We start from the raw sequence: 20,542 nt of genomic DNA on the forward strand, positions 1-20,542 counted from the left end.
GGTCTGATGCACTGCGATCCCCGGTTCTCGCGGGTGCGCGAGGTGTTCGAGCGGCAGTTCGCCGACGGCGAGGAACTTGGGGCGGCCTTCGCCGTCTATCTGGACGGCGAACTCGTCGTGGACCTGTGGGGCGGCGCCGCCGACCGTCACACGGGCCGCGCGTGGGAGGCGGGCACACCCGTCTTCGCCTACTCCTGCACGAAGGCGCTGACCGCCGCCGTCGCGCTGAGCGTGATCGACGACGTCACCGCGCCCGTCACCCGCTTCTGGCCGGAGTTCGCCACGCGGGAGACGACCGTGGAACACCTGCTCACGCACCAGGCGGGGCTGCCGGTGATCGAGGACCCGGTGCCCGTCGAGTCGTTCGAGGACCTGCCCGCCATCGCCGGCCGCCTGGCCCGCCAGCGGCCCCTCTGGCAGCCCGGCACCGCCCACGGCTACCACGCGCTGACCTACGGCTTCCTGGTCGGCGAGGTGGTGCGCCGCGTGACCGGCCGTTCGATCGGCTCCCTGGTGGCCTCGGAGATCGCCGGCCCGCACGCCCTCGACCTCTGGGTGGGCGCCCCGGACGACGTGATCGACCGCGCCGCCCGCCTCACCACCCGCCCCCCATCCGGTACGGCTCCCGCTCCCGCCACCCCGATGCCCCCCGGCACCCCGGCGGGCGAGGCGGCCCTGGACCCGGACAGCCTCATGAACCGCGCCCTCGGCAACCCCGGCATGAACCTGCTCAAGGGCGGCGCCAACCACCCCGTCGTCCTGCGCGCCGGCTGGCCGGGGGCGGGCGTGGTCACCACCGCCAAGGCCCTGGCCGGCTTCTACCGGACCTTGATCGCCGGCGACCTCCTCCCCCGTGACCGCCTGAAGGACGCGCTGCGCCGCCGCGTGGAGGGACCGGACCGGGTACTGCTCCTGGACAGCTCGTTCGGCCTCGGCTTCTCCCGCCCCTCGACGACCTTCCTCACCCCGCCCAAGGCGGTGGAGGCGTTCGGCCACGGCGGCCTGGGCGGCTCCCTCGGCCTCGGCGACCCGGCCCGCGGGCTGGCCCTGGGCTACGTCATGAACCGCCTGGCCGGCAGCGTGACGGGCAGCCTGCGCGCGTACCGGCTGACCGAGGCCGTCTACGCCTGTCTCTGACGGGTTCAATGCATGGTGATGCCGCCGCTCACCGAGAGCGTCTGCCCGGTGATGTAGGCGGCCCGATCGGTACACAGGTAGGCGACCAGCCCGGCCACGTCGGCCGGTTCGCCGAGGCGGCGGAGCGGGATGCTCTTGGCGATCTTCTCGACCAGGCCGGGCTTCTCCTCCGCCACCCGGCGCAGCATCGGGGTGTCCGTCGGCCCGGGACAGACCACGTTGGAGGTGACGTTGCCCCGCGCCGCCTCCCTGGCCAGCGTCTTGGCCAGTCCGAACAGGCCCGCCTTGGTGGCCGCGTACGCGCCCTCCCCGCCGGAACCGGCCCGCGCGCCGTCCGACGAGACGAACACCAGCCGCCCCCACTCCCGCTCCAGCATCCCCGGCAGCAGCAGCTTGGTGAGCAGCATGGGCGCGCGCAGGTTGACCAGCCACATGAGGTCCCAGGCGGCCGGATCGCTGTCGACGAACGGCTCCACGATCGACACCCCCGCGTTGTGCACGAGGATGTCCACCGCCCCCACCTCCGCGCAGAACTCGCCGACGGAGCCGGCGTCGGCCAGGTCCACCCGGCGCGCCTCCGCCCGTCCCGGCCCCTCCGACCAGGCGGTCCCCCCAGAGTCCACGACCCAGGGGAACGTGTGCGCCAGTTCGGCCGCCACCTTGTCCGCCGTCTCCTGCTGGACGTCGGCCACGACCACGTGCGCGCCGAGCGACACGAGATCCGCGCAGATGGCGGCCCCGATGGCCCCGGCCCCGCCGGTCACCACCGCCCGCCGTCCGTCGAGCCGCAGTCCTTCCATCTCCCTCACCTCTTCCGCTCAGGAGCACCGCCCCACGCCGCGACGAGGTCCGCGGCACTCACGCGGGTGGCCAGCAGTCCCAGTGTGTGCTTCAGTACGGCTGCCGCATAGTCGTCCGGTACCCCCGCCACCGCGTCCTTGACCACGTTCACGCGGTAGCCGAGGTTGACCGCCTCCAGGGCCAGCCCGGGGATGCCGAGGTTGAGCGAGACCCCGGCCGCCACGACGGTGGTGACGCCGAGGGAGCGCAGCGTCATGTCGAGCGAGGTGCCGGTGAACGGCGAGAAGCCGTGGTGGCGCCGGTTCTCCAGGTCGCCGGGGGCCATCAGCCCGTCGAGGACCTCCACGGCCGCGGTGCCCTCCAGCATGTGCGCGGGGTCGCGGAGCAGTCCGGCGATGAACGGGCAGTTGTCGGTGTGCGAGCCGGCCCGGTCGGGGCGGAAGGCGGCGGTGCAGTGGATGACGGGTATCCCGGCGGCCCGTGCGGCGTTCAGGACGGCCGTGGTGTGGGCGACGACGTCGTGCTTGTCGCAGGCGGCGACCAGTTCCGGAAATTTCGTGAGATCGCCGATGACTCCTCTCTGCATCTCCATCACCAGCACAGCCGTTCCGCCCATCCAGACCTCCAGCCAAGCGCTTGCTTGCCTAGGAGCCTAACATCACGCGGGCCAGGAAGGCCGGTCGCGCGGCAGTTCCGAGGACGGGGCGTCCTCGTCGCCCACGACGCGCTTGATCGCCACCCACAGGCCATAGGGATGCCCCCGCACCGGCAGTGGCCCCGCGCCCGGGTCCACCCGCAGCTCCTTCACCAGGGCGACGCACATCAGCATCATCACCACCACGAACGGCAGCGCGATGATGATCGTGGCCTGCTGCAGCCCGGTCAGGCCGCCGGAGATCAGCAGGACCACCGCCACCGCCCCGATCAGCACGCCCCACACGATCACCAGGGCGCGGGGCGGGTGCAGGGAGCCGCGGGTGGAGAGCGAGCCGAGCACGAGCGAGGCCGAGTCGGCGCCGCTGACGAAGTAGAGGGCGATGAGCACCACGGCCACGACGGTGGTGACGGCGGCCAGCGGCAGGTTGTTCAGCAGGGCGAACAGCGCCGCCTCCGAGCCCTTCGCGATGGCGGGGGCGAAGTCGGCGGTCCCGGCGCGCTGCATGGTGAGCGCGCTGCCGCCGCTCACGCAGAACCAGATCACGCTGACCGCGCTCGGCACCAGCATGACGCCGACGATGAACTCGCGGATCGTGCGCCCGCGCGAGATGCGGGCGATGAACGCGCCGACGAACGGCGCCCACGACAGCCACCACGCCCAGTAGAAGATCGTCCAGGTGCCCAGCCACTCCTTGCTGGTGAACGCGCCGGTCCGCGTGGACATGGCGATGAGGTCGGACAGGTAGCCGCCGATCGAGGCGGGCACCAGGTCGAGGATGGCGACCGTGGGGCCGAAGACGAAGATGACGAGCGCCAGCACCAGCGCCAGGTACACGTTGACGGTGCTGAGCCACTGCACGCCCCCGTGCACCCCGGTCGCCGCCGAGATCACGAAGCACAGGGTCAGCACGATGATGATGATCACCTCGGCGCGCCGGCCGCTGAAGTCGAAGAGCTCGTTGAGCCCGTACTCCACCTGGAGGGCGCCGAGTCCGAGGCTGGTGGCGGTGCCGAAGACGGTGGCCAGGATGGCCAGCAGGTCCAGGACCCGGCCGATGCCCTTGCGCCGGCCGAACAGCGGCTCGAACGCGGCGCTGAACTGGTTGCCCCGCCCCTTGCGGAAGGTCGAGTACGCCAGCGCGAGCCCGGTGATCGCGTAGATGGCCCAGGGGTGCAGCGTCCAGTGGAACAGCGTGTATTCCATGGCCGTGCGCGCGGCCTCCGCGGTGCCCGTCTGGACGCCGATGCCGGGCGGCGGCTTGAAGTAGTGGGTCAGCGGCTCGGCGACGCCGTAGAACATGAGGCCGATGCCCATGCCGGCGGCGAACATCATCGCCATCCAGGCCAGCGTGGTGAACTCGGGGGTGTCGTCGTCGCGGCCGAGCCGTACCTTGCCATAGCGGCTGGCGGCGAGCACGAGCGCGAGCACCAGGAAGAAGTCGGCGGCCACCACGAACACCCAGCCGCAGTTGGTCAGGACCCAGCCCAGGGCGCTCGCGCCGACGGCGTTCAGCGACCCGGCGTTGACGGCGCCCCAGATCACGACGCCGAGCAGCAGGACCACGGCGATCGCGAACAACGGGACATCGGGCTTGTGCGTTCTCATTACGCAGCGTCATACCCCAATAACGGAGGGCGAAATATCGCGTCGCGTGACAACCGGAACCGTGGGTGAGACCGTCGAACCGGAGACGGCTGTGTTATGGGGGTTCGCTTTGGTCCCTGGTTACCGCGAAGTTCGCCAGCTCGGCGCCGGCCGCACCGGCCGCGTGTTCCTCGCCACCTACCAGGCCACCGGCGCCTATGTGGCGATCAAGTACCTGAACGCCACCCTGCGCAGGGACGACGAGTTCATGGCCCGCTTCCGCGCGGAGTCCCCCCGGCTCGTCGAGATCGACGATCCGAACGTGGTCACGTTCTACGAGTACGTGGAGACCGCCACCAGGGCCGCGGTGGTCATGGAGGTGGTCGACGGCGTCTCGCTGCGCACGCTGCTGACCGAGCACGGCCGTACCAGCCCTGAGGCGGCGCTCGTACTGCTCAAGGGCACGCTGCTGGGGCTGGCCGCGGCCCACGACAAGGGCGTGGCGCACCGGGACGTCAAGCCGGAGAACGTCCTCGTGCAGGCCGACGGCACCGCCAAGCTGGCCGACTTCGGCGTCGTCGTGCACGCCGAGGAGCCCGGCGTGCCCGCGGGCAGCCCGCCGTACATGTCGCCGGAGCTCTGGACCCACGGTACGGCCGGCATCCCCGCCGACCTGTACGCCGCGGCCTGCGTGCTGTTCGAGTGCGTGAAGGGGCGGCCGCCGTTCCGGGCCGACGACATCGCCGCCCTGCGCGACAAGCATCTGGTGGAGCCGGTGCCGGTGGAGGTCGTCCCCGACACGCTGCGGGACCTGCTGCGGCGCGGGCTGGCCAAGGACCCTGCGGTGCGCTACGCCTCGGCCCGGCAGTTCGCGGCGGAACTGGAGGAGGACGCGGTCGCCGGGTACGGCCCCGGCTGGGAGCAGCGGGGCCGCCGCCACCTGGCCGAACTGGCCACGCTGCTGGCGCTGCGCTTCCCACTGGCCAAGCCGGACGCCGGCACCTCCCCGCCGGGCGCTCCGGAGGCGCGCCGCGAGCGCCGCAAGGTGAGCCTGCCCCGGCTGCCCCCGCACCTGTGGGTGGCGGGCGGAGCCGTGGCCGCGGTGCTGATCGGGCTCATGCTGTCGGGCGGACGGCTGCCGCCCGGCCCCGGCATGCTGCTCGTCCCCCCGGACGAGGCCCCGCAGGGGGTGGCGCAGAGCCCCGCGACCTCCGCCAAGAAACCCGCCCCCTCGCGCTCCACGCTCCCGGCCTCCCCGAAGACCTCGCCGACCGGCCGGCCGGCGCGCACCGCCACCCGCAGCGTCAGCCCGCCCGGCGTGCCGACCGACGCGCCGCCGCCCAACCCGCCCGTGTCCACCCCGCCCGCGTCCACCCCTCCGCCTGCGCCGACGTCCGCCCCGGCGCCCACGCCCACCGGCCGGGGACTGCCGCGCACCTCCGTGCGGTCGGCGAGCATCATGGGCTGGAGCGGGTCGGCCGGAGCGGTGCGGGTCGCGGCCTCCGGAGCCGGGCCGGTACGGCTGACGGTCTCCTACACGCGGCGCGAGGACGGCGAGAGCTCCCGCGTCGTGCACAGGGAGACGACCACGCTCAGCGGGCAGACCTCCTACACCTCGGGCTTCACCCGCGACCTCGGCGACGTGGGCTGCGGCGAGCGCGCCTACTTCGGCGTGGTGGTCCTGACGACGCCCGCCGCCGCCAACGGGCCGCAGGTGAGCGAGGTCGCCATGGACGGCCCGGCCTGCCCGTCGGCCTCGCCGTCGTCCGCCTCGCCCTCGCGCGGCGCCGCCTCTCCCCCGTCCCCCTCTTCTTCCTCGCCGTCGCCCTCCGAGCCTCTTGTTGACTAACCAAGCGTGCGCTAGCTTGGCAAGCGATGAAGCATGCCACCGTCTGCACGTTCACCGTGGTGTACCGCTCGTTCGTGCCCGAGTTCCGGGGGCGCGAGCCGTACGTGCTGGCCTGGGTTGACCTGCCCGACGGGACCCGCGCGTTCGGCCAGGTGATCGACTGTGCGCCCGGCAGCGTGCGCGTCGGGATGCCCGTCCGGATGACCCTCGTCGACGACCTACCCCAGTGGAGGCCAGCGTGAAGCTCGGCAACGTGTTCATCCCCGTCAAGGACCTCGACGAGGCGATCGCCTTCTACGGGCTGCCGGTCAAGTTCCGCGACGGCGACCGCTTCGCCGCCCTCGACGGCGGCGGGGTCACGCTCGCACTCGCCGCTCCGGCCGAGCACGTCACCGACGCCTGCGCGCCGTCCTACAAGGTCGATGACGTACGGCGGGCCGTACGGGATCTGGAAGCCCGCGGCGCGACCGTCCTCGCGCCGCCCGCGGCCGGTCCCCACGAGATCAGGGCGGTCCTGCGCGACCCCTCGGGCAACGTCTTCGTGCTGTACACGTCCCTCTGAACCGGAGGCCACCCCCCATGGCGCGATCACCCTACGGAAACTACGGCCACGCGATCCTGACCGCCGGCGCGCTGCGCACCCCCGACCGGGTCGCGCTCACCTACTGCGGCGAGCAGAGCTTCACCTACGACCAGCTCAACCGGATCGTCAACCGCCGCGCCCACGCCCTGCTCGCCGCCGGCATCGGGCCGGGCCGGCGGGTCGCGGCGCTGCTCAACGAGACGCTCCAGGTGGCCGAGGTCTACCTCGCCCAGGCCAAGATCGGCGCGATCACCGCGGCGCTCAACCCCTACTGGCCCGTCGAGACCCTCCGGGCCGTCGTGGAGCGCTCCGGCTGCACCGCCTTCGTCTACGACTCCACCGTCGAGGAGGTCGTCGAGCGGATCCGCCCCGACCTGCCCGCCGTCACCACCTGGATCAGCGCGGCCGACCTTCAGCACGAGGACGAGAGCGAGCCCCCGCTCGGCGGCCACCACGACGACCCGCTCGCGCTCTACTACACCTCGGGCACCACCGGCCTGCCCAAGGCGGTCGTCCACACGCACGCCTCGTCGCTGGCCACCGCCCAGATCTGGCTCGACGTCCCGCGCGCCGACGACTCCGTCTTCGGCACCGGCGCGATCATCTGGGGCATCGGCTTCCCCGCGATCGTCGGCCCGGCCCTGTACGCCGGGATGCGCCTCGTCCTCGAACAGGACTGGGGCCCGGCCAACTTCCTCGAGGTCGTGCCCCGCGAGAAGGTCACCCACGTCTCCCAGATCCCCTCCTTCTACGCGGCACTGCTCGGCGGCGACGACCACACCGGGGTCGACCTGACCTCCCTGCGCGTGATCATGCTGGGCGGCGAGCCGCTGACCGCGCCCATGCTCCAGAAGATCAAGGAACGCCTTCCGGAGGCCGGGGTCTACTCCTACTACGGCCAGACCGAGGCCCCGTACACCTGCATGGGCCGCGTCGACGACGGCTCCACCCCGCTCGGCGCCTCCGGCCGGGCCCGCACCGGCAACGCCGTACGGATCACCGGGCCCTCCGGCGAGCGGCTCGTCGGGCGGACCGGCGAGATCAACCTGGCCGGACCGCACCGCATGGCGGGCTACGACGGCGAGCCCGGTCAGACGGCCGACGTGCTGCGCGGCGACTGGTACGTGGGCGGCGACCTCGGCTCCCTCTCCCCCGAGGGCGTGCTGCGGGTGCTCGGGCGGCGCGAGGACGCGATCCTGAAATCGGGCCAGTGGACCCAGCCATCCACGGTCGAGGAGGCGGCCGCCGCGCTCGACGGGGTGGCGGAGGCCGGGGCGGTCGGCGTTCCGGAAGGGGCCTCCGAGCAGCGCGTCCTGCTGGCGGTCGTGCCACGGGCCGGGCATTCGCTGGAGCCGGCGAAGATCGCGCTCGCCCTGGCCGACACGCTCGCGCCGCACCAGCGGCCGGACACGATCGTGGTCGCCGACGCGCTGCCGCACTTCCAGGACGCCTCCGGCGGGCCCGGCAAGCTGCTGCGCCGCGAGATCCGCGAGACCTACGGACACGTGGCGGAGCACGGTGACCCAGCCTGACCCCACACCCCCCGAGCCCGCGTTTACTGAGCCCGCTTTTACCGAGCCTGAGGCCAAGGCTCTGCTGGCGGCGGCCGGGATCGCGGTGCCGCGGGGCGTCGTGGTGCGCGACGGCGACTTCTCCGCCGCCGCCGGCCTGACGGCGCCCCTGGTCCTGAAGGGCGTCGGTCCGCTCCACAAGTCCGACGTCGGCGCGGTCCGCCTCGGCCTCACCCACGCCGACCTGCCCGCCGAGGCGACCGCCATGGCCGCGCGGGCCGGCCTCGACGCCTACCTCGTCGAGGAACAGGCCGCGCCCGGCATCGAGCTGATCGCCGGCCTCGTCCACGATCCCGGGTTCGGCCCGGTCCTGCTGACCGGCCTGGGCGGCGTCTTCACCGAGGCACTCCGCGACACCACCCTGCGCCTGTGCCCGATCACGGAGACCGACGCGCGCCGCATGCTGGCCTCCCTGCGCGGATCGCCCCTCCTGTACGGCTACCGCGGCACGGACCCGGTGGACGTGGACGCGGTGGTCAAGATCCTGCTGGCGCTGGGCGGAGCAGGCGGCCTCTGGGAACGACTGAACCTGGGCGAGTTCGAGCTCAACCCGGTCATCGCCACAGCCGGCGGCGCCGTCGCCGTGGACGCCCGCTACATCCCCGGCCGTCACGAGGCCGCCCGAAGCCGCCCCGTACCCGACCTTCTCCCGCTGTTCGAGCCCAGAGCGGTCGCCGTGGTCGGCGCCTCCACCACCCGGCCGAACTTCGGGAACATGTTCCTGGAGTTCTACAAGGCCGCCGGGACACCCGTCGTGGCCGTCCACCCGACGGCCGAGGAGATCGCCGGGGTGCCCGCCGTACCGTCGCTGGACGCCGCCGACGTCGACTACGCCCTCGTGGCCGTGCCCGCCGCACGATGCCCCGACGTGGTACGGCAGGCGGGGCGCGTGCCGTACGTGCAGGTGATGAGCGGCGGCTTCGGCGAGAGCGGCGAGCACGACCTGGAGGCGGAGCTGGTGTCGGCGGTCCGCGCGGCGGGAACGCGGCTGCTCGGCCCCAACTGCATGGGGGTCTACAGTCCCCGGGGCCGCCAGACGTTCGTGGGCGGCGGGCTGGGCGAACCCGGCGGCATCGCGCTGGTCTCGCAGAGCGGCGGGCTGGCCGGAGAGGTGATCAAGGTCGGCGAGCGGCGGGGACTGCGGTTCAGCCGCGTGGCCACGGTGGGCAACGCGGCCGACGTGACCCCCGCCGAGCTTCTTCGCTGGCTGTCGGCCGATCCGGAGACCACGGCCGTGGGCCTGTACCTGGAGGACCCTCGTGACGGGCGGGCCCTCTTCGAGGCGGTGGCCGGTTGCCGGAAGCCCCTGGTCATGCTGGTGGGCGGGCGCAGTGCCCAGGGACGGCGGGCCGCCGCCTCCCACACCGGCGGGCTGGTCGGCGACGGGCGCATCTGGCAGGCCCTCGCCGACCAGACCGGCACCACGCTCGTCGCCAGCCAGGACGACCTGATCGGCGTGCTGTCCTACTTCCAGTCGCACGCGCGCCGCCTGCCGTTCGGTGAGCCGGGCGGGGTGCTGGTGGTGGGGCCAAGCGGCGGGGCGAGCGTGCTGGCGGCGGACGTGCTGGACCGGGCGGGGCTGCGGCTGGATCCGCTGGGCGAGGACGCCACGGGCGAACTGCGCGGGCTCGGGGTCGGGGTCGGCAGTTCGCTGGCCAATCCGCTGGAGATTCCGGTGGGGCCGCGCGGGCGGGCCGAGCTGGTGCGCGAGGTGGTGGGGGCGATCGTGCGGCGGCAGCCGTACCCGGACGTGGTCGCGCACGTGAACGCGCAGAGCTTTTTCACCTACGGCACGCGGGCGGAGCCCTTGCTGGATTACGCGCGGGCTTTGGCGGCAGCGCAGGAGGACGTGCGGGCGCGGGTGACTTTGGTGGTGCGGAATGCGGAATGCGCGCCCGGCGGGGTCGAAGAAGAGGTCAGGCGGATCGTCGCCGTGTCGGGGATTCCGGTTTATCGGTCGATGGAGGCGGCGGCCGTGGCCGTCGCGGCTGGAGGGCGTCATGGGACTGCTTGACGGGAAAGTGGCGCTGATCACCGGCGGCGCCCGGGGAATGGGCGCCTCTCATGTGCGCCTGTTTCTCGAAGAGGGCGCGCGGGTGGTGTTCGGGGACGTGCTCGACGACGAGGGAAAGGCGCTCGCGGAGGAGACCGGGGCGGTTTACGTCCGGCACGACGTGACCCGGCCGGAGGAATGGTCGCGCGCCGCCGACGCCGCCGTGGAGGCCTACGGGAAGCTGGACGTGCTGGTCAACAATGCGGGGATTCTCAAGTTCCGGCGGATCGCGGACATGGCGCCGGAGGAGTTCGACCGGGTGGTCGACGTCAATCTCAAAGGAACCTGGCTGGGAATCAAGACCGTCATCGAGCCGATGAGAGTCGCGGGGCGGGGGGCGATCGTCAACATCTCCTCGATCGAGGGCTTTATCGGGGCGGCCGGGCTTTCCGCCTACGCGGCCTCGAAATTCGCCATCCGCGGAGTCACGAAATCGGCGGCCAGGGAGCTCGCGCCGTACAAGATTCGCGTCAACTCCGTCCATCCGGGAGCGATCAACACGCCCATGACGCTGGACCCGGACATGATGAACGAGGTGGACGCCGATTCCTTCGTGAAATCCATGGTCATCAAGCGTTTCGCCAAGCCCGTGGAAGTGTCGCACCTGGTGGCTTTCCTGGCCTCGGACAAGGCGTCGTACTGCACGGGCAGCGAGTTCACCGTCGACGGCGGGCTCACCACCGGCGCGGGCTACTGAATCGCGGTCAGGTACGGCGGCGCCGCGTCCGGGTGGCGGCCACCGGATCGACCGCGGTCCAGGTGGCGGCCAGCTCGACCGAACGGGCGCGGCCCGCGTGGATGTGCCGCAACACCTGGTCGGCGGCGTTGTCGGGATCATGGGCCGCGATGGCCTGGTAAAGCTCGTGATGCTCGGCGCACTGCTGTTCCGGGTCATAGTGCGTGAGCCGGAACAACCACCGCAGCCGGGCCTCCAGCGGGCGCATCATGTCGGCCAGGAGCGCGTTGCCCGACAGCGCCACCACCGCGGTGTGGAACGCGGCGTTGGCCAGCGCGATCGCCCGCGCGTCCCCGCGCCGGGTGGCCTCATCCGCCTGATCCAGTACGGCCCGCAGCGCCGCCAGCCCGTTCCCGTCGGCCCGCTGAGCCGCGAGCCGCGCCGCCAGCACCTCCAGGCTCTCCCGCACGTCGAAGAAGTCCGCCACGTCCTGTGGGGTGAACGGGCTGACCAGCACCCCCTGCCGCGGCACCAGCACCACCAGCCGCTCCGCCTCCAGCCGCCCGAGCGCCTCCCGCACCGGCACCCTGGAAACCTCCAGTTCGGCGGCCAGGTCCCGCTCGATGAGGCGCTGCCCGGGGTGCAGGTCACCCTCGATGATGCGCTCCTTGAGCGTGGCGTAGACGGTCTCCCGGGCCGTGGACATGCCCTCAACCCTACGGTCTCCCCCCGCCCCACCAACGCCGCAAAGACCAGCACCCTGACCCCGACCGCCAACACCCCAAGCCCTCCGCAGGGCGACAAACCCGGCGGGCCTACCGAGGGGTGACAGCCCAGGGGGTCGGCATGCCGGGGGCCTGGAGGGTGGGGGTCAGGGGTGGGGGGTTGGGCGGGTGGTCCAGGCTGTGGGGGTGATGAAGAGGCCGGTGGCCTCGACCAGCGGGGTGCCGTCCGGGGTGGTGATCCGGCCTTCCGACCAGGACTTGCGGCCCTCGGCTCGGACGTGTTCCGCCCTGGCCAGCAGGGGCGCGCCGTACGGGACCGGCTTGAGGTAGCGGACGGTCAGGGAGGCCGTCATCCCGGCCGCGCCCGCCGCGGCGGCTGCCTGGCCGAGCAGGTGGTCGAGGATCATCGCGCTGATCCCGCCGTGCACGGATCCGGGCGGGCCCTCGTGCATGGGCCGGAAGGACAGCCGCGCGTGTACGGCGGTGCCGTCGTGTTCGACGACCAGGGGCAGGGCGTGCGGGTTGGCCCCGCCGGTGACGGCGTTGCCCAGGTGGCGCAGGCCGCCGTCGGGCCCGATCTCGAACGGCTGCGGCGTGTCGCGGGTGGCGGCGCGCAGGCGGGCGGTGGCCTCGGCGAGCATCGCGGTGACGGCGGCGAGTTCGGGTTCCTGGACGTCGGTGAGAGCGGTGGCGTCCATGAGGTCGCGGACCTGCGCGGACAGCTCGCAGAGCGCCTGGAGCCGGGGTTCGACGGTGGCCGCCTCGATCGTCATGACCAGCAGCATACCGAACTATGTTCGGGAGATTTTTCCCCCTTTCCCGGCGATTTCGTGAAATTTCTGGCAGGCTCTTGACCTGCGGTTTTGATACCGCGCTGCACTTGGCGGTTTCTTGGCTCATGCTTGACCTGGCCTTTTGGCGAGGTAGCCTCACTCCTCACGGAAGACAACAGCCCCCCACTGTCGTCACTAGCGTCCCGGGTTGCTCCCTCGTACCCGGGCTGCCCGGAAGGTCCGCAGCACGTACATGACCCCAGAGATGAAGAAGTTCATCGACCTGCTGGAGAAGGAACTCGGGTACTCCGAGAAGGCCGATGCGTACACCAAGTTCGGCGACTGGTACGGCAAGAACATCGAGTTCGACGCCGACTACAGCTCGGCACCTTGGTGTGACATGTACCTCTCCTGGGCGGCGGCCAAGCTGGGCTACGAGGACTGGGTAGGGCAGTTCGCCTGGACCGTGGCGCACGCCGAGTGGTTCCAGGAGCAGGACGCCTGGGGTAAGACGCCCAAACCGGGCGCGTTCGTCTTCTACGACTGGCGCGGCGGCAACGACGTCGACGGCATCGACCACGTGGGCATCGTGACCCGGGTCGAGGGCAACACCATCCACACGATCGAGGGCAACATCGACGGCGGTGTCGCCAAGCGCAAGGAGCGCGACACCAGCAAGGTCGTCGGCTACGGCTATCCGGAGAAGATCAAGGCCCGCCTCGACAAGGAGGCCGCGCGCAAGCGGGACGAGCAGGAGGTCAAGGCCTCGACCGGCCACCCGGCCGACGGCGACGGTCTGCCGGACCAGGGGCTGACCGCGCTGATCCCCCAGACGGCCCCAGAACAGGCGCACAGCCCCCTGTCCGCCCCTTCACCCCAGAAGACCGCAGAAAGCCCCGCAGCGCCCAAATCCGGTGCGAACCGGCCCACTGAGGAGCGGCCCGAGGCCGCCAAACCCGGCGTAGCCAGCACGGCCCCGGAAGCCGGCAAGGCCGTCAAGAAGGGCAAGCACGCCAAGCCCGCCACCGCCGACACGAACGCCGCCACCACCGCGCCGCTGCCCGTGATCGTGGACACCAAGCCCGCCGACACGACCACCGCCCTGGGCACGCCCGCGTTCATCGGCTCGGCCCTGATCGCCGCCCTCGCGGTGCTCGCCGTCGCCAAAACCCGCCAGCTCCGTGTACGGCCCGCCGCCGCCACCCCGGCCAAGCCCGCCCCCAAGCGCGGCAGGCGCCGCCGTCCCCGCCGCGGCCAGATCGCCCTGCAGGCCACCACCGAGGTCACCCTGGCGACCGAAGCGACCCCGCTCGCCGAAAAGCCGCTGGACCTGACGTTCGCCGGCCTGGAGACCGCCCCGGCCAAGCTGGAACTCCCCCTGCGGACCGGTGCGGTGCTGGACCGGCCGATCGACACGATCAGCGCCCAGATGGCGGCCACGGCCAACGCCCTGGACACACAGCCGCCGACCGTGGACACGAACCAGCCCGCCGTGGACACGTCGCATTACGTGTTCTCCGAGGACACCGGCGCCCTCCCCCGCATCTTCGACGAGCCCGCCGCCGACCTCGACCTCGACCGGCTCACCGCCAAGGCCCTGGAGAACCTCGACGCCGCCACCGCCCGCGCCGTCGAGCCGTTCGACCCGTTCACCCCGCGCACGTCCGCGCCGAAGAAGACGGGCTCCTACCACGGCAGACGCCGTCGCCCCGAGCTCCCCACCGAGCTCGACACGGCCTTCGCCCAGAACGCCCAGTACGCCCCGGCCCGCGGACGACGTCACCGCGCCTCCGCCCACGCGACGTTCGTGGGCGACATCCTGGACACCCCGGAGGCGTTCACCCAGGAGGCCCCGCTCCGCGGCCGCCGTCACCGCCGCACGGAAGCATCCCGCCGCGTCAGCGTGTGACGCCGTAGGCGGCGGCGAAGGCCGTCAGCCCGCTCACGGCGTCGCGCGTACGCGACCACGGCCGCACGATCAGCCGGTCCACACCCAGGGCGGCCCAGGCGGGCACCTCCTCGGGCGAGGCCAGCCCGTAGGCGTGCACGGTGACGGAGAAGTCCCGGTCAGCGGGCGGCCGGAGCGCCTTGAGCTGGGGCCGTACCGTCTCCAGGGTGTGCGGCATGCTGATCCACCCGTCCCCGAGCGTGCGCGCCCGCCGCAGCGCCGCCGCGGACTCGCCGCCGCACAACACCGGCAGCCGCGCCTGCACGGGCTTGGGCTCGAAGGCCACCTCGGGAAGGTCGTAGAAGCGCCCGGAGTGGCGCACGACCGGTTCGCTCCACAGCCGCCGCGCCACCGTGAGGGCCTCGTCCAGCCGGGCCCCGCGCGCCGCGAACGGCACCCCTGCCGCCTCCCACTCCCCCCGATACCACCCGGCGCCCACCCCGCAGATGGCCCGCCCGCCCGACACCACGTCGAGCGTGGCGAAGGCGCGCGCCGAGACCAGGGGGTGCCGCAGCGCGAACAGGTGCACCGCCGTACCCAGCCGCACGTGCCGCGTGCAGGCGGCCAGGAAGCACAGGTAGGCGGGCGCGTCGAACAACGGCGTCGCCGGCTTGATCCCGGGGTTCGCGCCGCCCGGATAGGTGGCCGTGGACAGGTCGGTGGTGAAGACGAGGTGCTCGGGCAGCCACACCGACTCGAACCCGAGCTCGTCGGCGGCCACCGCCACGTCCTTCCAGGCGGCGGGGTGGATGAGGCCGAGCGGCACGCCGTACTTCACGGGAACCTCGCCGCCCCGGGCAGTTCGGCGCGCACGATCGCGCGGTGCTCGGCCGCGCCGCCGTACGCGGCCGACAGCGACCAGGCCCGCGCGAGCCAGAACCGCAGGTCCAGCTCGTAGGTGTAGCCGATGGCGCCGTGGACCTGCAACGCGGTGCGCGCGGCGAGCGCCGCGGCCTCACCGGCCGCCGCCTTGGCCGCGCTGACGTCCCGGACGGCGCTGGGCCGCTCCAGGGTGAGCGCCGCCCGGCTCACCAGCGGCGCCGCGAACTCGATCGCGATCGCCACGTCGGCCAGCATGTGCTTGACCGCCTGGAAGGCGCCGATCGGGCCGCCGAACTGGGTGCGGGCGCGGGCGTAGCCGACCGAGGTGTCCAGCAGGTGGCGGGCCACGCCGATGAGCTGGGCGGCGGTCGCGACGGTCGCCCTGGGCAGGGCGGCGGCCCACGATCCGGGCAGTTCCTCCGAGCCGGTCAGGCTCACCTCGAACATCCTGCGGCAGGGGTCGGCGCCCGGGGCCGGCGCCAGCCGTACCCGATCACGGGTGGCCACGCGCGGGCCGGCCACGACGAGGTCGGCGAGGTCGGCGTCGGGCGCGAGTCCGTCGCGGGCGGCGCTCACCGTGAGCGCGCCGAGCTTGGTCAGCTCGGAACGACCCTCCAGCAGGTACGGCGCCGCCACGGCGGTCTCCACCACCGGGCCGGGCAGGCACGCGCGCCCGGTTTCCTCCAGCGCCGGGACCAGGTCGATGAGCTCCAGCCCGAGCCCGCCGGCCGCGTCGGGCACCAGCGCGGTGAAGAAGCCGGTGACGGCCAGCTCGGCCCAGCCTGGCGCTCGTTCAGTGCGCAGGGCGTGGGGCGGGCAGTGGGTGCGCAGGACGTCCCTGACCGTGGCGGCCAGGGCGAGCTGGTCGTCGGTGAAGGCGAAGTTCATCGGGGCAGCCCCAGGACTCGTTCGGCGATGATGGAGCGCTGGATCTCGTTGGTGCCGGCGTAGATGGGCCCGGCCAGGGCGAACAGGAAGCCGTCGTGCCAGGAGGTGGCCGCGGCGCGCTCGCCGAGCAGTTCCGTGGCGAGCGTATGCATGCGCAGGTCGAGCTCCGACCAGAAGACCTTGCCCATGCTGGTGGCCGAGCCGATCTCCGCGCCCCCGGACAGGCGGCGGGCGGTGGCGAAGGTGTGCAGGCGGTAGGCCTCGGCGTCGATCCAGCAGCGTGCGGCCCGGTCGGCGAGGACGGGGTCGGGCGCGGCCAGCCGCAGGAGGCGGTCGGCGGTGGCCAGGAAGCGGCCGGGGCTGCGCAGGGCGAGGCCGCGTTCGGAGGACGTGGTGGCCATGGCGATGCGCCAGCCCTCGCCGGGCTCGCCGAGGACCATGTCGTCGGGCACGAACACGCCGTCGAAGTGGAGTTCGGCGAAGCCGTGCTCGCCGTCGAGCTGGGCGATGGGGCGGACCTCGACCTCGTCGAGCGGGAAGAGGAAGTAGGTGAGGCCGCGGTGGCGTTCGCCGGAGGTGCGGAAGAGGCCGAAGCCGTGGGAGGCGTAGGCGGCGCGGGAGCTCCAGGTCTTGTGGCCGTAGAGGCGCCAGCCGCCGTCGGCGCGTTCGGCCCGGGAGGTCAGGGCGGCCAGGTCGCTGCCCGCCTCGGGTTCCGACCAGGCCTGGGCCCAGACGTGTTCGGCGGTGGCCATGCCGGGCAGCCAGCGGGTGCGCTGCGCCGGCGTGCCGAAGCGCATCAGGGTGGGGGCGAGGAGGAAGATTCCGTTCTGGGTGACGCGGCCCGGGGCGCCGGCGGCCCAGTACTCCTCCTCGAAGATCAGCCATTCGATCAGTGAGGCGGCGCGCCCGCCGTACTCGATGGGCCAGGAGACGACCGACAGCCGTGCGGCGGCCAGCTCCGCCTCCCACGCGCGGTGGGCGGCGAAGCCGTCGCGGGTGTCCATGGACGGCAGCACGGCGGGCACGTGATCGGCCAGCCAGCCGCGTATCTCGGTGCGGAAGTCCTGCTCGGCCCGGGTGAAGTCGAGATCCACGCCACCCAACCTAGCGCACGCTTGGTTTTCCGGCCAGGCAGGACAGGGAGCCAAGCGCTTGTTACGATCCGGCCATGCTGCTCGACGGCAAGATCGCGATCATCACCGGCGCCGGTCCCGGCCTGGGCGCCACGCTCGCCGGGCTGATGAGGGAGGAGGGCGCCGAGGTCGTCGCGGCGGCCAGGACCGGGCGGCCGGTCCCCGGCGCGATCGCGGTGGCCGCCGACGTCACCGTGCCCGCCGACATGCGCGGGCTGGCGGCCAGGACGCTGGCCCGGTTCGGGCGCATCGACGTGCTGGTGAACGCGGCCTTCCCGGGCACGCATCGCCGCAATGTCCTCGACATGTCCCCAGATGACCTTAGATCGTGGCGTGAAGCCGTAGATATCGGGACTTATGGGACTTTAGTGGCTTGTCGCTACATCGCTCCGCACATGGTGGCCCAGGGGTCGGGTTCGATCGTCAACGTCACCTCGATGTCCTCGCGCAAGGGCTACGCCGGCCGTTCCGACTTCGCCGTGGGCAAGGCGGGCGCCCATCTCTTATCCCACTGCCTGGCCGACGAGCTCGGGCCCTCCGGGGTGCGGGTCAACTGCGTGGCGCCGGGCTGGATCGCCAGTGACGTGCTGGACGACTGGATGCGTACCAGAGCCGAATCCGAGGGTGTGACCTTCGACGAGATCCGCGAGCGGGACCTGCGGGCCATGGCCCTGCGCCGCATCGCGACGGAGGAGGACGTGGCGCGGGCCGTCATCTTCCTCGCCTCCGACCAGGCCGGCGCCATCACCGGCGCCACGGTCGACGTGAACTCCGGGCAGTTGTTCACGTAACGTGCGGACGTGCCGTTCTTCGATGCGCTTTCCGCCGTCCTGCCTTCCGGCCGGATCGTCCGCGACCCCGACGTCATCGCCGCCTCCTCCCGCGACCAGGCCGCCTGGGCGCCGCAGGGGCGCGCGGCCGCGCTCGTGCGACCCCAGGACCCGGAGCAGGTACGCGCGGTGGTGGCCGTCTGCGCCGAGCACCGGGTCCCGGTGGTGACCCGAGGCGCCGGCACCGGCCTGTCCGGCGGCGCCAACGCCGTCGACGGCTGCGTGATCCTGGCCATGGAGGGCATGGACCGCATCCTGGAGATCGACTCCGCCGAGCAGATCGCGGTCGTACAGCCCGGCGTGGTCAACGACCGGCTGCGCGCGGAGGTGGCCGGGCACGGCCTGTGGTACCCGCCGGACCCGGCCAGCTCCCCGTGGTCCACGATCGGCGGCAACGCCGCGACCAACGCGGGCGGCGTCTGCTGCGTCAAGTACGGCGTGACCCGCGACTACGTGCTCGGCCTCCAGGTCGTCACCGGGACCGGCGAGCTGGTCAGGCTCGGCCGCAGGACCAGGAAGGGCGTGGCCGGCTACGACCTGACGGCGTTGTTCGTGGGCTCCGAGGGCACGCTCGGCGTCATCACCGAGATCACCGTCAGGCTGCTGCGCCTGCCCGCGGGCGCGCCCACGACCGTCGTGGGCGCGTTCGACTCGCTGGTCACCGCGGGCCGGGCCGTCGCCGCCGTGGCCGCGAGCGGCGTCACGCCCGCCGCGCTGGAACTGGTGGACCGCTACTGCCTGCGCGCGGTGGACGACTGGAAGAACATGGGACTGGCCGACCTCGGCGACGTCCTGCTGCTGGGCCGGATCGACAGCGGGAACGAGCGTGAGGCCGCCGAGCTGCAACGCTGCTTCGACACGGCCGGGGCGGGCTGGAGCACCCGCTCCACCGACGCGGAGGAGGCCGAGGCGCTGTTCTCCGCGCGCCGGCTCGCCTACCCCGCGCTGGAACGGCTCGGCCCGGTGCTCACCGAGGACGTCTGCGTCCCCCGCGGCATGGTGCCCGAGATGCTGGCCAGGATCGAGGGCCACGCGAAGACCAACGACGTGCACATCGCCAACATCGCCCATGCCGGGGACGGCAACCTGCACCCGCTGATCGTGGTGCCCGCCGGCGACGACGCCGCGCGGGCCCGCGCGCAGCAGGCGTTCGAGTCGATCCTCGACGACGCGATCGCGCTGGGCGGCACGGTCACCGGCGAGCATGGCGTAGGACTGCTGAAGATGCGCGGCATGCACGCCGAACTCGGTCCCGAGGTGCTGGCGCTGCACCGCTCCGTCAAGGCGGCGCTCGACCCGGCGGGCATCTTCAACCCGGGCAAAGTGCTCTAGAAGGTGATCACGGTACGGGCCACGGCGCCCTGCCGGGTGTGCTCGACGGCCTCGTTGATCCGATCCAGCGGGAGCCGTTCGCTGATCAGGCCGGCCAGGTCGAGACGGCCCTGCTGAGCGAGGGCGGCGAGCATGGGCAGGTCGCGGTGGGGCGCGCTGTCGCCGCCCTGGGTGCCCATGAGGCGGCGGGAGGCGAACAGCAGGCCGGGCTCGATCTGCGCGGGCTGTCCCTGGGGCGGGCTGCCGACCATCACGGTGGTCCCGCCGGGCGCGGTGGCGGCGAAGGCCGAGGCCAGGACGCCGGGGACGCCGGTGACGTCGAAGGCGTAGTCCACACCGCCCCGGACGATCTCGGCGACCTGCGCGGGCAGGTCCGCGGGGATCAGGGTGTGGGTGGCGCCGAAGCGCTCGGCCAGCTTGAGCTTCTGCTCGGCCACGTCGGCGGCGATGATCGTGGTGGCTCCGGCGAGGACGGCGCCCTGGATGACGTTGAGGCCGACGCCGCCGCAGCCGACGACCAGGACGGTGGCGCCGTGCCGTACCCGGGCGACGTTGAGCACGGCGCCGACGCCGGTGATGACGCCGCACGCGAGCAGGCACATCGCGTCGAAGGGGGCGCCTTTCGCGATCTTCACGCAGGCGGGCTCGCGCACGACCGCGTACTCGGCGAAGGAGCCGATGCCGATGAAGCGGCGGGTCTCCGCGCCGTCCAGGTGCACGCGGGGCGGGCCGCCCATGATCGTGGCGAGGCGGTCCGGGCCCGAGCACAGGTGGAAGCGGCCGGCGCCGCAGGCCGGGCATCCGCCGCAGGGGCCGCTCATCGAGACGACCACGTGGTCGCCGGGCTTCACCGCGCTCACGCCCGCGCCCACGCTCTCGACGATTCCGGCGCTCTCGTGGCCGAGGATGAACGGCAGGCGCGAGACGACCGGGCTCTTCCCGTCGATGGCCTTGAGGTCGGAGCCGCAGACGCCGGAGGCCTTGACCTGGACGCGTACCTCGCCTGGTCCGGGGTCGGAGACGTCGACCTCGCGGATCTCCATGGGCTTGCCGTACTCGGTCAGGACGGCCGCTCGCATCAGCATGCGCAGACCGTATCAAGCAATTGCTTGGTTGAACATTGACGTGCAGGAAACCGCTGCTTACGCTGTCCGAAACCAAGCGAGCGCTAGGCCAAAT

General features: G+C 72.6%; 19 protein-coding genes. 10 read left to right on the top strand and 9 right to left on the bottom strand.

The features are described from left to right. Window positions 1-6: 6 nt before the first annotated feature. Window positions 7-1,137: a serine hydrolase domain-containing protein gene (locus ACFWY5_RS35655; protein ID WP_379637214.1), complete on the top strand. Its 1,131-nt coding sequence runs from the start codon at window positions 7-9 to the stop codon at window positions 1,135-1,137. A gap of 5 nt (window positions 1,138-1,142) precedes the next feature. On the opposite strand, the gene ACFWY5_RS35660 is transcribed toward ACFWY5_RS35655, so the two are convergent. Genes ACFWY5_RS35660 through ACFWY5_RS35670 form a run of 3 tightly spaced genes read right to left on the bottom strand, consistent with a single transcriptional unit; the run spans window position 1,143 to window position 4,201 of the window. Further along, window positions 1,143-1,937: an SDR family NAD(P)-dependent oxidoreductase gene (locus ACFWY5_RS35660; protein ID WP_379637216.1), complete on the bottom strand. Its 795-nt coding sequence runs from the start codon at window positions 1,935-1,937 to the stop codon at window positions 1,143-1,145. A 5-nt stretch (window positions 1,938-1,942) separates the two neighbouring features. Beyond that, window positions 1,943-2,554, bottom strand: coding sequence for an isochorismatase family cysteine hydrolase (locus ACFWY5_RS35665; RefSeq protein ID WP_379637218.1), 612 nt, complete (start codon window positions 2,552-2,554; stop codon window positions 1,943-1,945). 42 nt (window positions 2,555-2,596) lie between these two features. Further along, window positions 2,597-4,201 (bottom strand): BCCT family transporter, encoded by a 1,605-nt coding sequence (locus ACFWY5_RS35670; RefSeq protein WP_379637220.1) that lies wholly within the window; start codon window positions 4,199-4,201, stop codon window positions 2,597-2,599. Window positions 4,202-4,310: 109 nt separating this feature from the next. On the opposite strand from ACFWY5_RS35670, the gene ACFWY5_RS35675 reads away from it, so the two are divergent. Genes ACFWY5_RS35675 through ACFWY5_RS35700 form a run of 6 tightly spaced genes read left to right on the top strand, consistent with a single transcriptional unit; the run spans window position 4,311 to window position 10,933 of the window. Beyond that, a complete protein-coding gene (locus ACFWY5_RS35675) occupies window positions 4,311-6,029 on the top strand; it encodes a serine/threonine-protein kinase (RefSeq protein ID WP_379637222.1) in 1,719 nt (572 codons plus the stop codon). A gap of 26 nt (window positions 6,030-6,055) precedes the next feature. Further along, complete coding sequence (locus ACFWY5_RS35680; protein WP_379637224.1) at window positions 6,056-6,271, top strand: Zn-ribbon domain-containing OB-fold protein; 216 nt, start codon at window positions 6,056-6,058, stop codon at window positions 6,269-6,271. Further along, the gene (locus tag ACFWY5_RS35685) at window positions 6,268-6,591 is read left to right on the top strand and encodes a VOC family protein (protein ID WP_379620627.1); all 324 of its coding nucleotides are present in this window, start codon (window positions 6,268-6,270) and stop codon (window positions 6,589-6,591) included. Before ACFWY5_RS35680 ends, ACFWY5_RS35685 begins: the two co-directional genes overlap by 4 nt. A 17-nt stretch (window positions 6,592-6,608) precedes the next feature. Then, entirely contained in the window at window positions 6,609-8,144 is a 1,536-nt protein-coding gene (locus ACFWY5_RS35690; RefSeq protein WP_379637226.1) for a class I adenylate-forming enzyme family protein, read from the top strand. After that, window positions 8,131-10,197 (top strand): acetate--CoA ligase family protein, encoded by a 2,067-nt coding sequence (locus ACFWY5_RS35695; RefSeq protein ID WP_379637228.1) that lies wholly within the window; start codon window positions 8,131-8,133, stop codon window positions 10,195-10,197. Before ACFWY5_RS35690 ends, ACFWY5_RS35695 begins: the two co-directional genes overlap by 14 nt. Next, entirely contained in the window at window positions 10,184-10,933 is a 750-nt protein-coding gene (locus ACFWY5_RS35700; protein WP_379637230.1) for a glucose 1-dehydrogenase, read from the top strand. The genes ACFWY5_RS35695 and ACFWY5_RS35700 overlap by 14 nt, the downstream gene beginning before the upstream one ends. A gap of 7 nt (window positions 10,934-10,940) precedes the next feature. Here the strand turns inward: ACFWY5_RS35700 and ACFWY5_RS35705 are convergent, their stop codons facing one another. Next, the gene (locus ACFWY5_RS35705) at window positions 10,941-11,618 is read right to left on the bottom strand and encodes a GntR family transcriptional regulator (RefSeq protein ID WP_379620619.1); all 678 of its coding nucleotides are present in this window, start codon (window positions 11,616-11,618) and stop codon (window positions 10,941-10,943) included. Between the two features lie 165 nt (window positions 11,619-11,783). Beyond that, entirely contained in the window at window positions 11,784-12,410 is a 627-nt protein-coding gene (locus tag ACFWY5_RS35710) for a PaaI family thioesterase (protein WP_379637232.1), read from the bottom strand. A gap of 265 nt (window positions 12,411-12,675) precedes the next feature. Between ACFWY5_RS35710 and ACFWY5_RS35715 the strand changes: the two genes are divergently transcribed. After that, on the top strand, window positions 12,676-14,319 hold the full coding sequence (locus ACFWY5_RS35715) for a CHAP domain-containing protein (RefSeq protein ID WP_379637234.1): 1,644 nt from the start codon (window positions 12,676-12,678) through the stop codon (window positions 14,317-14,319). Here ACFWY5_RS35715 and ACFWY5_RS35720 read toward each other — a convergent pair. The 3 genes from ACFWY5_RS35720 to ACFWY5_RS35730 are packed head-to-tail and all read right to left on the bottom strand — an operon-like array spanning window position 14,309 to window position 17,162. Next, entirely contained in the window at window positions 14,309-15,136 is an 828-nt protein-coding gene (locus tag ACFWY5_RS35720) for a TIGR03619 family F420-dependent LLM class oxidoreductase (RefSeq protein ID WP_379637236.1), read from the bottom strand. The two genes, ACFWY5_RS35715 and ACFWY5_RS35720, sit on opposite strands and share 11 nt — an antisense overlap. Further along, on the bottom strand, window positions 15,133-16,068 hold the full coding sequence (locus ACFWY5_RS35725) for an acyl-CoA dehydrogenase family protein (RefSeq protein ID WP_379637238.1): 936 nt from the start codon (window positions 16,066-16,068) through the stop codon (window positions 15,133-15,135). The genes ACFWY5_RS35720 and ACFWY5_RS35725 overlap by 4 nt, the downstream gene beginning before the upstream one ends. After that, window positions 16,065-17,162, bottom strand: coding sequence for an acyl-CoA dehydrogenase family protein (locus tag ACFWY5_RS35730; RefSeq protein ID WP_379637240.1), 1,098 nt, complete (start codon window positions 17,160-17,162; stop codon window positions 16,065-16,067). Before ACFWY5_RS35730 ends, ACFWY5_RS35725 begins: the two co-directional genes overlap by 4 nt. Window positions 17,163-17,236: 74 nt before the next feature. Between ACFWY5_RS35730 and ACFWY5_RS35735 the strand changes: the two genes are divergently transcribed. Both ACFWY5_RS35735 and ACFWY5_RS35740 read left to right on the top strand, forming a co-directional pair. Then, entirely contained in the window at window positions 17,237-17,992 is a 756-nt protein-coding gene (locus ACFWY5_RS35735) for an SDR family oxidoreductase (protein ID WP_379620607.1), read from the top strand. 9 nt (window positions 17,993-18,001) lie between these two features. Then, window positions 18,002-19,363, top strand: coding sequence for an FAD-binding oxidoreductase (locus tag ACFWY5_RS35740; protein WP_379637242.1), 1,362 nt, complete (start codon window positions 18,002-18,004; stop codon window positions 19,361-19,363). Here the strand turns inward: ACFWY5_RS35740 and ACFWY5_RS35745 are convergent. Then, complete coding sequence (locus ACFWY5_RS35745; RefSeq protein ID WP_379637244.1) at window positions 19,360-20,448, bottom strand: alcohol dehydrogenase catalytic domain-containing protein; 1,089 nt, start codon at window positions 20,446-20,448, stop codon at window positions 19,360-19,362. The genes ACFWY5_RS35740 and ACFWY5_RS35745 overlap by 4 nt on opposite strands. Window positions 20,449-20,542: the final 94 nt, after the last annotated feature.

The organism is Nonomuraea sp. NPDC059007 (genome assembly GCF_042740555.1).
GTDB lineage: Bacteria > Actinomycetota > Actinomycetes > Streptosporangiales > Streptosporangiaceae > Nonomuraea.

Coding starts and splice junctions, on each gene's coding strand:
- ACFWY5_RS35690 (WP_379637226.1), top strand. CDS start 6,609: ATGGCGCGATCACCCTACGGAAACTACGGCCACGCGATCCTGACCGCC.
- ACFWY5_RS35700 (WP_379637230.1), top strand. CDS start 10,184: ATGGGACTGCTTGACGGGAAAGTGGCGCTGATCACCGGCGGCGCCCGG.
- ACFWY5_RS35710 (WP_379637232.1), bottom strand. CDS start 12,410: ATGACGATCGAGGCGGCCACCGTCGAACCCCGGCTCCAGGCGCTCTGC.
- ACFWY5_RS35680 (WP_379637224.1), top strand. CDS start 6,056: ATGAAGCATGCCACCGTCTGCACGTTCACCGTGGTGTACCGCTCGTTC.
- ACFWY5_RS35735 (WP_379620607.1), top strand. CDS start 17,237: ATGCTGCTCGACGGCAAGATCGCGATCATCACCGGCGCCGGTCCCGGC.
- ACFWY5_RS35725 (WP_379637238.1), bottom strand. CDS start 16,068: ATGAACTTCGCCTTCACCGACGACCAGCTCGCCCTGGCCGCCACGGTC.
- ACFWY5_RS35670 (WP_379637220.1), bottom strand. CDS start 4,201: ATGAGAACGCACAAGCCCGATGTCCCGTTGTTCGCGATCGCCGTGGTC.
- ACFWY5_RS35665 (WP_379637218.1), bottom strand. CDS start 2,554: ATGGGCGGAACGGCTGTGCTGGTGATGGAGATGCAGAGAGGAGTCATC.
- ACFWY5_RS35745 (WP_379637244.1), bottom strand. CDS start 20,448: ATGCTGATGCGAGCGGCCGTCCTGACCGAGTACGGCAAGCCCATGGAG.
- ACFWY5_RS35715 (WP_379637234.1), top strand. CDS start 12,676: ATGAAGAAGTTCATCGACCTGCTGGAGAAGGAACTCGGGTACTCCGAG.
- ACFWY5_RS35655 (WP_379637214.1), top strand. CDS start 7: ATGCACTGCGATCCCCGGTTCTCGCGGGTGCGCGAGGTGTTCGAGCGG.
- ACFWY5_RS35705 (WP_379620619.1), bottom strand. CDS start 11,618: ATGTCCACGGCCCGGGAGACCGTCTACGCCACGCTCAAGGAGCGCATC.
- ACFWY5_RS35660 (WP_379637216.1), bottom strand. CDS start 1,937: ATGGAAGGACTGCGGCTCGACGGACGGCGGGCGGTGGTGACCGGCGGG.